This is a genomic window from Streptomyces fradiae (assembly GCF_041270065.1).
Lineage (GTDB): Bacteria > Actinomycetota > Actinomycetes > Streptomycetales > Streptomycetaceae > Streptomyces.
Genome location: NZ_CP065958.1, coordinates 4,644,016 through 4,656,133, shown reverse-complemented (window position 1 = coordinate 4,656,133; position 12,118 = coordinate 4,644,016). Strand labels below are relative to the sequence as shown.

The window sequence follows — 12,118 nt, the reverse complement described above, 5'->3', positions numbered from 1 at the left end:
TTACACCGCCCTCATCAGCAGGGTCGCGGCGATGAGCACGGCCGTGCCTCCGAACATGGAGACCGCGTAGGACCGGGCGTAGCCGTTCTGGAGTTTGCGCAGCCGGCCGGAGAGTCCGCCGACGGAGGCCGCGGTGCCGTTGACCACGCCGTCGACGAGGCTGTGGTCGACATAGACCAGGGAGCGGGTCAGGTGGGTGCCGCCGCGGACGAAGACGACGTGGTTGAAGTCGTCCTGGAGCAGGTCGCGGCGGGCGGCCCGGGTGAGCAGGGAGCCGCGCGGGGCGACGACCGGCACCGGGCGGCGCCCGTACTGGAGCCAGGCGAGTCCGACGCCGAGGACCATGACGACGACGGTGGCGGCGGTGATCGCCCCGGCGCTGATCGGCGGGTGCCCGTGCTCGAACGAGGTGACCGGCTCCAGCCACTTCACGAAGCGGTCGCCGATGCCGAAGATGCCACCGGCGAACACCGAGCCGACGGCCAGCAGGATCATCGGGATCGTCATCACCTTGGGCGACTCGTGCGGGTGCGGCAGCTCGCCCTTCTCGTCGGGCTGCCAGCGCTTCTCGCCGAAGAAGGTCATCAGCATCACGCGGGTCATGTAGTACGCGGTGATGGCGGCGCCCAGGAGGGCGCAGGCGCCGAGGATCCAGCCCTCGGTGCCGCCCTTGGCGAAGGCCGCCTCGATGATCTTGTCCTTGGAGAAGAAGCCGGACAGGCCGGGGAAGCCGATGATCGCGAGGTAGCCGAGGCCGAAGGTGGCGAAGGTGATCGGCATGTACTTGCGCAGGCCGCCGTAGTGCCGCATGTCGACCTCGTCGTTCATGCCGTGCATGACCGAACCGGCGCCGAGGAACAGCCCGGCCTTGAAGAAGCCGTGGGTCACCAGGTGCATGATCGCGAAGGCGTAGCCGATGGGGCCGAGGCCGGCCGCCAGGACCATGTAGCCGATCTGCGACATCGTCGAGCCGGCCAGTGCCTTCTTGATGTCGTCCTTCGCGCAACCGACGATCGCACCGAAGAGGAGCGTGACGGCGCCGACGACGGTGACGACGAGCTGGGCGTCCGGCGCCGCGTTGAAGATGTCGGCGGAGCGGACGATCAGATAGACACCGGCGGTCACCATGGTCGCGGCGTGGATGAGGGCGGAGACCGGGGTCGGGCCCTCCATCGCGTCGCCGAGCCAGGACTGCAGCGGCACCTGGGCGGACTTGCCGCAGGCGGCGAGCAGCAGCATCAGCGCGACGGCGGTGAGCTTGCCCTCGCTGGCCGCGCCGTCGGCTGCCTCCTGCAGGACCGGGTTGAAGGCGAAGGTGCCGAAGGTGGTGAACATCAGCATGATCGCGATCGACAGGCCCATGTCGCCGACCCGGTTGACCAGGAAGGCCTTCTTGGCGGCGGTGGCCGCGCTGGGCTTGTGCTGCCAGAAGCCGATCAGGAGGTACGAGGCGAGGCCGACGCCCTCCCAGCCGAAGTAGAGCAGCAGGTAGTTGTCGGCGAGGACGAGCAGCAGCATCGCCGCGACGAACAGGTTGAGGTAGCCGAAGAAGCGGCGCCGGCGCTCGTCGTGCTCCATGTACCCGACCGAGTACAGGTGGATGAGCGTGCCGACTCCGGTGATGAGCAGCACGAAGGTCATCGAGAGCTGGTCGAGCTGGAAGGCGATGTCCGCCTGGAAGCCCTCGACGGGGATCCAGGTGTACAGGTTCTGGTACAGGGTCCGGTCGTCGGCGCTCTTGGAGAGCATGTCGGCGAAGAGGACCAGGCCGATCACGAAGGACGCGCCGGCGAGCAGGGTGCCGAGCCAGTGCCCGGCCTTGTCGAGCCGCCGTCCGCCGCACAGCAGGACGGCCGCTCCGAGCAGGGGCGCCGCGACGAGCAGCGCGATGAGGTTGTCCACGGTCAGCCCCTCACAGCTTCATCAGACTGGCGTCGTCGACCGAGGCCGAGTGACGGGCACGGAAGACGGACACGATGATCGCGAGTCCGACGACGACCTCCGCGGCGGCCACGACCATCGTGAAGAAGGCGATGACCTGGCCGTCGAGGTTGCCGTGCATTCGGGAGAAGGTCACGAGCGCGAGGTTGCAGGCGTTGAGCATCAGCTCGACGCACATGAAGAGCACGATCGCGTTGCGCCGGATGAGCACCCCGGTGGCACCGATGGTGAACAGCAGTGCGGCGAGGTACAGGTAGTTGACGGGGTTCACCGCGAGGCCTCCTCTCCGTCACGGGCCTTCCGCCCCAGGCGCTCCGCGGAGCGCTGCTCCAGGGCCTTGAGGTCGGCGAGGGCCTCGCCGGACACGTCGCGGATCTGGCCCCGCTTGCGCAGGGTGGAGATCACGGTCAGCTCGGCGGGGGTGCCGTCGGGCAGCAGACCGGCGATGTCCACCGCGTTGTGCCGGGCGTAGACGCCGGGTGCGGGGAGCGGCGGCAGGTGCTTGCCGTCCCGGACCCGCTGCTCGGCCAGCTCGCGCTGGGTGCGGGCGCGTTCGGTGCGCTCGCGGTGGGTGAGCACCATCGCGCCGACGGCGGCGGTGATGAGCAGGGCGCCGGTGATCTCGAAGGCGAAGACGTACTTGGTGAAGACGAGGGCGGCGAGGCCCTCGACGTTTCCGCCGTAGGCCCCGTTGGCCGCGCCGAGCCCGTTGAACTGCTTCAGGCCGGCGTGGCCGATGCCGGCGGCCAGCAGGACGCCGAAGCCGAGGGCGCAGGCGGCGGCCCACCAGCGCTGTCCCTTGATGGTCTCCTTCACGGAGTCGGCGGCGGTGACGCCGACGAGCATGACCACGAAGAGGAACAGCATCATGATCGCGCCGGTGTAGACGATGATCTGCACGATGCCCAGGAAGTAGGCGCCGTTGGCGAGGTAGAACACCGCCAGGACGATCATGGTGCCGGCGAGGCTGAGCGCCGAGTGGACGGCCTTGCGCATCAGGATCGTGCACAGCGCGCCGATGACGGCGACGGTGCCGAGCACCCAGAACTGGAAGGCCTCACCCGTGGATGTGGTGTAGGCGGCGGCGAGCGCGCTCATGCGTCCACCTCCTCCGGTTCGCCCTTCTCGCCCTTGGAGACGGCGACCTGACGGACGGTCCCGGGCGCGGCCTCGGTGACCAGGCCCCGGTAGTAGTCCTGCTCGTCGGTGCCGGGGTAGATGGCGTGCGGGCTGTCGACCATGCCCTCTTCCAGGCCCGCGAGGAGCTGCTCCTTGGTGAAGATCAGGTTCTCGCGGGAGGAGTCGGCCAGCTCGAACTCGTTGGTCATCGTGAGCGCCCGGGTCGGGCAGGCCTCGATGCAGAGTCCGCACAGGATGCAGCGGGCGTAGTTGATCTGGTACACCCGCCCGTACCGCTCGCCCGGCGAGTAGCGCTCCTCGTCGGTGTTGTCCGCGCCCTCCACGTAGATGGCGTCGGCCGGGCAGGCCCAGGCGCACAACTCGCAGCCGACGCACTTCTCCAGACCGTCGGGGTGACGGTTGAGCTGGTGCCGGCCGTGGAAGCGGGGCGCCGTCGTCTTCTGCTGCTCCGGGTACTGCTCGGTCAGCCGCTTCTTGAACATGGCCTTGAAGGTCACGCCGAAACCGGCCACCGGATTCTGGAAATCAGACACCGTCCGTCCCCCTTTCATCACTCTCGGTAGCAGTATCGGGGCCACCACTGACAATCAGCTCCCGCTCGCTGCGGGGCCGGCGCCGCGGTACGGGCGGCAGGGACTGTCCTGGCTTGGGCGGCACGGGGAAGCCGCCCGCCATCGGGTCGAACTCGCGGCCTTCGGCGGCCGAAGGCGCCTGCCCCTCGGCGCCCTTGGCGCCCTTGCCCTTCCGGTCGCGGAACACGTCCGCCACGAAGGACAGCAGCAGCACCGCGAGCACGGCTCCGGCGACGTACAGCACGATCGTCTGGAAGCCGTAGTTCTCGTTGCGCAGCGCCCGGACGGTGGCGACCAGCATCAGCCAGACCACCGAGACCGGGATGAGCACCTTCCAGCCGAGCTTCATCAGCTGGTCGTAGCGGACGCGGGGCAGGGTGCCGCGCAGCCAGATGAAGAAGAACAGCAGCAGCTGGACCTTGAGGACGAACCAGAGCATCGGCCACCAGCCGTGGTTGGCGCCCTCCCAGAATCCGGAGATCGGCCACGGGGCGCGCCAGCCGCCCAGGAAGAGGGTGGTGGAGACGGCGGAGACGGTCACCATGTTCACGTACTCGGCGAGCATGAACAGCGCGAACTTGATGGACGAGTACTCGGTGTTGAAGCCGCCGACGAGGTCGCCCTCGGACTCCGGCATGTCGAAGGGGGCGCGGTTGGTCTCGCCCACCATGGTGACGATGTAGATGATGAAGGAGACCGGCAGCAGGATGATGTACCAGCGGTCGGCCTGCGCCTCCACGATCGCCGAGGTCGACATCGACCCGGAGTAGAGGAAGACGGAGGCGAAGGCGGCGCCCATGGCGATCTCGTACGAGATCATCTGGGCGGCCGAGCGCAGTCCGCCGAGCAGCGGGTAGGTCGAGCCGGAGGACCAGCCGGCGAGCACGATGCCGTAGATGCCGACGGAGGCGACCGCGAGGACGTACAGCATCGCGATCGGCAGGTCGGTGAGCTGCATCGTGGTGCGCTGGCCGAAGATCGAGACCTCGTTGCCGGCCGGGCCGAACGGGATCACCGCGATCGCCATGAAGGCCGGGATGGCCGCGACGATCGGGGCGAGCACGTAGACGACCTTGTCGGCCCGCTTGACGATCACGTCCTCCTTCAGCATCAGCTTGACGCCGTCCGCGAGGGACTGGAGGAGGCCCCAGGGGCCGTGCCGGTTGGGGCCGATGCGCAGCTGCATCCAGGCGACGACCTTGCGCTCCCACACGATGGAGAAGAGCACGGTCACCATGAGGAACGCGAAGCAGAAGACGGCCTTGATCGCGACGAGCCACCAGGGGTCCGTGCCGAACAGGGACAGGTCTTCAGCGGCGAGCAGCGTGGTCACGCCTGCACCTCCTTCGTGGTGACCGCCGGGCCGATGCGGACCGGGTCGCCGGGGCGGGCGCCGGTGTCGGTGAGGATGCCGTGGCCCGTGGAGTTGAGCGGGAGCCAGACGACGCGGTCGGGCATCTCGGTGACGGCCAGCGGGAAGGTCACCGCGCCGGCCGGGCCGGTGACTTCGAGCTGGTCGCCGTCCTTGACGCCGGTGTCCTCGGCGGTCCGGGCGGAGAGCCGGGCGACGGCGGCGTGCCGGGTGCCGGCCAGGGCCTCGTCGCCCTCCTGGAGCCGGCCGAGGTCGAGAAGGAGCCGGTGGCCGGCGAGGACGGCCTCGCCGTCGCCGGGGCGGGCGGCGGCCTGGCCGGGCTCGGCGGGCTCGGTGGCCCGCTCGCCGGTCCAGCCGCCGAGCCGGTCCAGCTCGCCCCGGATCGACCGCAGGTCGGGCAGGCCCAGGTGGGCGTCCATGGCGTCGGCCAGCATGTGAAGGACCCGGGCGTCGGTCGGAGCCAGCGACCTCGTCATCTGCTCGGGCTTGAGCGCGGCCTCGAAGAGGCGGGCGCGGCCCTCCCAGTTGAGGAAGGTGCCGGGCTTCTCGGCGACCGCCGCGACCGGCAGGACCACGTCGGCCCGCTCGGTGACCGCGCCGGGGCGCAGCTCCAGGGAGACGACGAAGGCCGCGTCGAGCGCCTCACGCGCGCGTGCCGGGTCCGGCAGGTCGTCGACGTCGACGCCGCCGACGAGCAGTGCGGTGAGTTCGCCGGTGGCGGCGGCCTCGACGATCTGGCCGGTGTCGCGGCCGTAGCCGTGCGGGAGTTCGCGTACGCCCCAGACGGCGGCGACCTCCTCACGCGCGCGTGGATCGGTCGCGGGCCGTCCGCCGGGCAGCAGGGCCGGGATGGCACCGGCCTCGACGGCGCCGCGCTCGCCGGCCCGGCGCGGGATCCACACCAGCGCGGCGCCGGTGGCGGTGGCGGCCCGTACGGCTGCGGTGAGCGCGCCGGGCACTCCGGCGAGCCGCTCGCCGACGGCGATCACGGCGCCGTCCTCGCGCAGCGCCTCGGCGGCGGCCAGGCCGTCCTCGGAGAGGCCGACCCGGGAGGTGAGGGCGTCGAGCCACTCGGTCTCGGTGCCGGGCGCGGCCGGAAGGAGCGTGCCGCCGGCCTTCTCCAGGCCGCGGGTGGCGTGCGAGGCGACCGCGTAGGTCCGCTGGCCCTTCTTCCGCCAGGACTTGCGGAGCTTCAGGAAGACGCCGGGCGCCTCCTCCTCGGACTCCAGACCGACCAGGAGCACCGCCGGGGCGGCCTCCAGGGACCGGTACGTGACCCCGCTCCCGTCCAGGTCGCGCCCCCGCCCGGCGATGACGGAGGCCAGGAAGTCGGCCTCCTCGCCGGAGTGGACACGGGCCCGGAAGTCGACGTCGTTGGTGTCGAGGGCGACCCGGGCGAACTTGGCGTACGCGTAGGAGTCCTCGACCGTGAGCCGCCCGCCGCTCAGGACGCCGGTGCGCCCGCGGACGAGCCCGCGCGCGGCGGCCTCCAGGGCCTCGGGCCAGGACGCGGTCTCCAGCCGGCCGGTCTCCGGGTTGCGGACCAGCGGCGTGCTGAGCCGGTCGCGCTGCTGCGCGTACCGGAACGCGAACCGCCCCTTGTCGCAGATCCACTCCTCGTTGACCTCGGGGTCCTCGGCCGCGAGCCGCCGCATGACCTTGCCGCGCCGGTGGTCGGTGCGGGTCGCGCAGCCGCCCGCGCAGTGCTCGCAGACGCTCGGCGACGACACCAGGTCGAAGGGCCGGGAGCGGAAGCGGTACGCCGCCGACGTCAGGGCCCCGACCGGGCAGATCTGGATGGTGTTCCCGGAGAAGTACGACTCGAAGGGGTCGCTGTTGCCGATGCCGACCTGCTGGAGCGCGCCGCGCTCGAGCAGCTCGATCATCGGGTCGCCGGCGACCTGCTGGGAGAAGCGGGTGCAGCGCGCGCACAGCACGCACCGCTCGCGGTCGAGCAGCACCTGCGGGGAGAGCGGGATCGGCTTCTCGAAGGTGCGCTTCTGGCCCTCGAAGCGGGTCTCGGCCTGTCCGTGCGACATGGCCTGGTTCTGCAGCGGGCACTCGCCGCCCTTGTCGCAGACCGGGCAGTCCAGCGGGTGGTTGATGAGCAGCAGCTCCATCACCCCATGCTGGGCCTTCTCGGCGACCGGCGACGTCAGCTGCGACTTGACCACCATGCCGTCGGTGCAGGTGATGGTGCAGGAGGCCATCGGCTTGCGCTGGCCCTCGACCTCGACGATGCACTGGCGGCAGGCACCGGCCGGGTCGAGCAGCGGGTGGTCGCAGAAGCGCGGGATCTCGATGCCGAGCTGCTCGGCGGCCCGGATGACCAGCGTCCCCTTGGGGACGGAGATCTCGATGCCGTCGATGGTCAGCGTGACCGCATCCTGGTCTGTCATGCGTTCACCTCCCGGTGCTTGTCCGCCCAGGCGGTGGACTTGGCGGGGTCGAAGGGGCAGCCCTTGCCCGTGATGTGCTGCTCGTACTCCTCGCGGAAGTACTTGAGCGAGGAGAAGATCGGCGAGGCGGCGCCGTCGCCGAGGGCGCAGAAGGACTTGCCGTTGATGTTGTCGGCGATGTCGTTCAGCTTGTCGAGGTCGGCCATGACGCCCTTGCCGGCCTCGATGTCGCGGAGCAACTGGACCAGCCAGTAGGTGCCTTCGCGGCAGGGCGTGCACTTGCCGCAGGACTCGTGGGCGTAGAACTCGGTCCAGCGGGTGACGGCGCGGACCACGCAGGTGGTCTCGTCGAAGCACTGCAGCGCCTTGGTGCCGAGCATGGAGCCGGCGGCGCCGACGCCCTCGTAGTCGAGCGGGACGTCGAGGTGCTCGTCGGTGAACATCGGGGTGGACGAGCCGCCCGGGGTCCAGAACTTCAGCCGGTGCCCGGGCCGCATCCCGCCGCTCATGTCGAGCAGCTGGCGCAGGGTGATGCCGAGCGGGGCCTCGTACTGGCCGGGCGAGGCGACGTGGCCGCTGAGCGAGTAGAGCGTGAAGCCCGGGGACTTCTCGCTGCCCATCGAGGTGAACCAGTCCTTGCCGCGGTTCAGGATCGCGGGAACCGAGGCGATGGATTCGACGTTGTTCACCACAGTGGGGCACGCGTACAGACCGGCGACCGCGGGGAAGGGGGGTCGCAGCCGGGGCTGGCCGCGGCGCCCTTCGAGCGAGTCGAGCAGCGCGGTCTCCTCACCGCAGATGTACGCGCCGGCGCCCGCGTGCACGGTGAGCTCGACGTCCAGGCCGCTGCCCTGGATGTTCTTGCCGAGGTAGCCCGCCTCGTACGCCTCCCGCACGGCCTCGTGCAGGCGGCGCAGTACGGGGACGACCTCGCCGCGCAGATAGATGAAGGCGTGGCTGGAGCGGATCGCGTAGCAGGCGATCACGATGCCCTCGATGAGCGAGTGCGGGTTGGCGAAGAGCAGCGGGATGTCCTTGCAGGTGCCCGGCTCGGACTCGTCGGCGTTGACGACGAGGTAGTGCGGCTTGCCGTCGCCCTGCGGGATGAACTGCCACTTCATACCCGTCGGGAAGCCGGCGCCGCCGCGTCCGCGCAGACCGGAGTCCTTGACGTACGCGATGAGGTCGTCGGGCGACATCGCGAGGGCCTTGCGCAGGCCCTCGTAGCCCTCGTGCCGGCGGTAGGTCTCCAGGGTCCAGGAGTTCGGCTGGTCCCAGAAGGCCGACAGGACGGGTGAGAGCAGTTTCTCGGGGCTGCTGTTGTTGATCTCGGCCGCCAACGTCATCACTCTCCCTCCTCACTGGCTGCCTCGCCGCGGGGGTGGACGATTCGGGTGTGCGGGGCCTCGCCCTTGGCGAGGCGCAGGCCGACCAGGGAGGCCGGTCCGGCGCCGCCGGTGGCCTCGACGGCGCCTTCGCGCTCGTCGGGGAAGCCGGCCAGGATGCGGGCGGTCTCCTTGAAGGTGCACAGGGGCGCGCCGCGGGTGGGCGAGACGGGCCGCCCGGCGATCAGGTCGTCGACGAGCCGCTTGGCGGACTCGGGCGTCTGGTTGTCGAAGAACTCCCAGTTGACCATCACGACGGGCGCGAAGTCGCAGGCCGCGTTGCACTCGATGTGTTCGAGGGTGACCTTGCCGTCCTCGGTCGTCTCGTCGTTGCCGACCCCGAGGTGCTCCTTGAGCTCCTCGAAGATGGCGTCGCCGCCCATGACCGCGCAGAGCGTGTTGGTGCAGACGCCGACCTGGTAGTCGCCGGACGGCTTGCGCCGGTACATGGTGTAGAAGGTGGCGACGGCGGTGACCTCGGCCGTGGTGAGGTCCAGCATGTCGGCGCAGAACCGCATGCCCGTACGGGTCACATGGCCCTCCTCCGACTGCACGAGGTGCAGCATCGGCAGGAGCGCGGAGCGGGACCCCGGGTAGCGGGCGATGATCGCCTTCGCGTCCTCCTCCAGGCGGGCGCGGACCTCGGCCGGGTACTCGGGGGCGGGCAGCTGGGGCATCCCGAGACTGACGTTCTCCGTCATCGGTCGACGCCTCCCATCACGGGGTCGATGGAGGCGACGGCGACGATGACGTCGGCGACCTGGCCGCCTTCGCACATCGCGGCCATGGCCTGCAGGTTGGTGAACGACGGATCACGGAAGTGGACCCGGTACGGACGCGTGCCGCCGTCGGAGACGACATGGACGCCGAGTTCGCCCTTGGGCGATTCGACGGCCGCGTACGCCTGCCCGGCCGGAACCCGGAAGCCCTCGGTGACCAGCTTGAAGTGGTGGATCAGGGCCTCCATGGAGGTGCCCATGATCTTCTTGATGTGGTCGAGGGAGTTGCCGAGGCCGTCGGGGCCGAGGGCCAGCTGGGCGGGCCAGGCGATCTTCTTGTCGCCGACCATGACCGGGCCGGGCGCCAGGCGGTCCAGGCACTGCTCGACGATCCGCAGCGACTGGCGCATCTCCTCCAGGCGGACGAGGAAGCGCCCGTAGGCGTCGCAGCTGTCGGCGGTCGGGATCTCGAAGTCGTAGTTCTCGTAGCCGCAGTACGGGTCGGTCTTGCGCAGGTCGTGCGGGAGGCCCGCGGAGCGCAGGATCGGCCCGGTGGCGCCGAGCGCCATGCAGCCGGTGAGGTCGAGGTAGCCGACGTCCTGCATGCGGGCCTTGAAGATGGGGTTGCCGGTGGCGAGCTTGTCGTACTCCGGCAGGTTCTTCTTCATGGTCTTCACGAACTCGCGCACGGCGTCGACGGCGCCCGGCGGGAGGTCCTGGGCGAGGCCGCCGGGGCGGATGAACGCGTGGTTCATGCGCAGGCCGGTGATCAGCTCGTACAGGTCCAGGATCATCTCGCGGTCCCGAAAGCCGTAGATCATGATCGTGGTGGCGCCGAGCTCCATGCCGCCGGTGGCGATGGCGACCAGGTGCGAGGAGAGCCGGTTGAGCTCCATGAGGAGCACCCGGATGACGCTCGCCCGGTCCGGGATGTCGTCGGTGATGCCGAGCAGCTTCTCCACGCCGAGGCAGTACGCCGTCTCGTTGTAGAACGAGGTGAGGTAGTCCATGCGCGTGACGAGGGTGGTGCCCTGCGTCCAGGTGCGGAACTCGGCGTTCTTCTCGATGCCGGTGTGGAGGTAGCCGATGCCGCAGCGGGCCTCGGTGACGGTCTCGCCGTCGATCTCCAGGATGAGCCGGAGCACGCCGTGGGTGGACGGGTGCTGGGGGCCCATGTTGACGACGATGCGCTCGTCGTCGGCCTTGGCGGCGGACCGGACGACCTCGTCCCAGTCGCCGCCGGTGACCGTGTAGACGCTGCCCTCGGTCGTTTCGCGGGGGTTCGAAGCGGTGTTCACGAGTACGACCTCCGCTGGTCCGGAGCCGGGATCTGGGCGCCCTTGTACTCGACGGCGATGCCGCCGAGGGGGTAGTCCTTGCGCTGCGGGTGGCCCTGCCAGTCGTCCGGCATCATGATCCGGGTGAGGGCGGGGTGGCCGTCGAAGACGATGCCGAAGAAGTCGTAGGTCTCGCGCTCGTGCCAGTCGTTGGTCGGGTAGACCGCGACGAGCGACGGGATGCGCGGTTCGGCGTCGGGCGCCGAGACCTCCAGGCGGATCAGCCGGCCGTGGGTGAGCGAGCGCAGGTGGTAGACCGCGTGCAGCTCGCGTCCCTTGTCGCCCAGGTAGTGGACCCCGGAGACGCCCGTGCAGAGCTCGAAGCGCAGGGCGGGGTCGTCGCGCAGGGTGCGGGCGACCCGGACGAGGTGCTCGCGCGCGATGTGGAAGGTGAGCTCGCCGCGGTCGACGACGGTCTTCTCGATGGCGTTCCCGGGGACCAGGCCCTGCTCCTCCAGGGCGCCCTCCAGCTCGTCGGCGACCTCGTCGAACCAGCCGCCGTACGGGCGGGTGGCCTCGCCGGGGAGCCGGATCGAGCGGACCAGGCCGCCGTAGCCGGAGGTGTCGCCGCCGTTGTTGGCGCCGAACATGCCGCGCTGGACGCGGACCTCCTCGCCGTGCTCCCCGCGCTGGCCCGGCAGGTTCTGCGCGCTGAGCTCCTTCTCGGGGTTCGGTGTCTCGTCGCTCACCGGAGCAGACCCTTCATCTCAATGGTCGGCAGCGCCTTGAGCGCCGCCTCCTCCGCCTCGCGGGCCGCTTCCTTCGCGTTCACGCCGAGCTTGGAGCCCTGGATCTTCTGGTGGAGCTTGAGGATCGCGTCCATCAGCATCTCGGGGCGGGGCGGACAACCGGGCAGATAGATGTCGACCGGGACGATGTGGTCCACACCCTGCACAATGGCGTAATTGTTGAACATTCCGCCCGACGAGGCGCAAACGCCCATCGAGATGACCCACTTGGGGTTCGGCATCTGGTCGTAGACCTGCCGCAGGACGGGCGCCATCTTCTGACTCACCCGGCCGGCCACGATCATCAGATCGGCCTGGCGCGGCGAGCCGCGGAAGACCTCCATGCCGAACCGCGCCAGGTCGTAGCGGCCGGCGCCGGTCGTCATCATCTCGATGGCACAGCAGGCGAGGCCGAAGGTCGCGGGGAAGACGGAGGCCTTCCGGACCCAGCCCGCGGCCTGTTCGACGGTCGTCAGCAGAAAACCGCTCGGCAGCTTCTCTTCGAGTCCCATGGGTACCCCTCAG

General features: G+C 70.1%; 11 protein-coding genes. All 11 read right to left on the bottom strand.

What is annotated here, in order from left to right:
* The 11 genes from nuoL to JAO84_RS21320 are packed head-to-tail and all read right to left on the bottom strand — an operon-like array spanning window position 1 to window position 12,105.
* On the bottom strand, window positions 1-1,902 hold the full coding sequence (gene nuoL / locus JAO84_RS21370) for an NADH-quinone oxidoreductase subunit L (protein ID WP_370414322.1): 1,902 nt from the start codon (window positions 1,900-1,902) through the stop codon (window positions 1-3).
* 10 nt (window positions 1,903-1,912) lie between these two features.
* Window positions 1,913-2,212: an NADH-quinone oxidoreductase subunit NuoK gene (gene nuoK, locus JAO84_RS21365; RefSeq protein ID WP_265863913.1), complete on the bottom strand. Its 300-nt coding sequence runs from the start codon at window positions 2,210-2,212 to the stop codon at window positions 1,913-1,915.
* On the bottom strand, window positions 2,209-3,039 hold the full coding sequence (locus tag JAO84_RS21360; RefSeq protein WP_370414321.1) for an NADH-quinone oxidoreductase subunit J: 831 nt from the start codon (window positions 3,037-3,039) through the stop codon (window positions 2,209-2,211). Before JAO84_RS21360 ends, nuoK begins: the two co-directional genes overlap by 4 nt.
* On the bottom strand, window positions 3,036-3,632 hold the full coding sequence (gene nuoI, locus JAO84_RS21355; protein ID WP_265864077.1) for an NADH-quinone oxidoreductase subunit NuoI: 597 nt from the start codon (window positions 3,630-3,632) through the stop codon (window positions 3,036-3,038). The genes JAO84_RS21360 and nuoI overlap by 4 nt, the downstream gene beginning before the upstream one ends.
* Window positions 3,607-4,986, bottom strand: a complete 1,380-nt coding sequence (nuoH, locus tag JAO84_RS21350) for an NADH-quinone oxidoreductase subunit NuoH (protein WP_370414320.1) — start codon at window positions 4,984-4,986, stop codon at window positions 3,607-3,609. Before nuoH ends, nuoI begins: the two co-directional genes overlap by 26 nt.
* Complete coding sequence (locus JAO84_RS21345) at window positions 4,983-7,424, bottom strand: NADH-quinone oxidoreductase subunit G (protein WP_370414319.1); 2,442 nt, start codon at window positions 7,422-7,424, stop codon at window positions 4,983-4,985. Before JAO84_RS21345 ends, nuoH begins: the two co-directional genes overlap by 4 nt.
* Window positions 7,421-8,770: an NADH-quinone oxidoreductase subunit NuoF gene (gene nuoF / locus JAO84_RS21340; protein ID WP_265863909.1), complete on the bottom strand. Its 1,350-nt coding sequence runs from the start codon at window positions 8,768-8,770 to the stop codon at window positions 7,421-7,423. The genes JAO84_RS21345 and nuoF overlap by 4 nt, the downstream gene beginning before the upstream one ends.
* Complete coding sequence (gene nuoE / locus JAO84_RS21335; protein ID WP_370414318.1) at window positions 8,770-9,510, bottom strand: NADH-quinone oxidoreductase subunit NuoE; 741 nt, start codon at window positions 9,508-9,510, stop codon at window positions 8,770-8,772. Before nuoE ends, nuoF begins: the two co-directional genes overlap by 1 nt.
* Complete coding sequence (locus JAO84_RS21330) at window positions 9,507-10,826, bottom strand: NADH-quinone oxidoreductase subunit D (protein ID WP_370414317.1); 1,320 nt, start codon at window positions 10,824-10,826, stop codon at window positions 9,507-9,509. The genes nuoE and JAO84_RS21330 overlap by 4 nt, the downstream gene beginning before the upstream one ends.
* Window positions 10,823-11,554, bottom strand: a complete 732-nt coding sequence (locus JAO84_RS21325) for an NADH-quinone oxidoreductase subunit C (protein WP_370414316.1) — start codon at window positions 11,552-11,554, stop codon at window positions 10,823-10,825. The genes JAO84_RS21330 and JAO84_RS21325 overlap by 4 nt, the downstream gene beginning before the upstream one ends.
* Window positions 11,551-12,105 (bottom strand): NADH-quinone oxidoreductase subunit B family protein, encoded by a 555-nt coding sequence (locus JAO84_RS21320; RefSeq protein ID WP_265863904.1) that lies wholly within the window; start codon window positions 12,103-12,105, stop codon window positions 11,551-11,553. Before JAO84_RS21320 ends, JAO84_RS21325 begins: the two co-directional genes overlap by 4 nt.
* Window positions 12,106-12,118: the final 13 nt, after the last annotated feature.

Excerpts from the sequence above, each read along its gene's own strand:
- JAO84_RS21345 (WP_370414319.1), bottom strand. The coding sequence starts at position 7,424 with ATGACAGACCAGGATGCGGTCACGCTGACCATCGACGGCATCGAGATC.
- nuoI (WP_265864077.1), bottom strand. The coding sequence starts at position 3,632 with ATGAAAGGGGGACGGACGGTGTCTGATTTCCAGAATCCGGTGGCCGGT.
- JAO84_RS21320 (WP_265863904.1), bottom strand. The coding sequence starts at position 12,105 with ATGGGACTCGAAGAGAAGCTGCCGAGCGGTTTTCTGCTGACGACCGTC.
- nuoF (WP_265863909.1), bottom strand. The coding sequence starts at position 8,770 with ATGACGTTGGCGGCCGAGATCAACAACAGCAGCCCCGAGAAACTGCTC.
- nuoE (WP_370414318.1), bottom strand. The coding sequence starts at position 9,510 with ATGACGGAGAACGTCAGTCTCGGGATGCCCCAGCTGCCCGCCCCCGAG.
- JAO84_RS21360 (WP_370414321.1), bottom strand. The coding sequence starts at position 3,039 with ATGAGCGCGCTCGCCGCCGCCTACACCACATCCACGGGTGAGGCCTTC.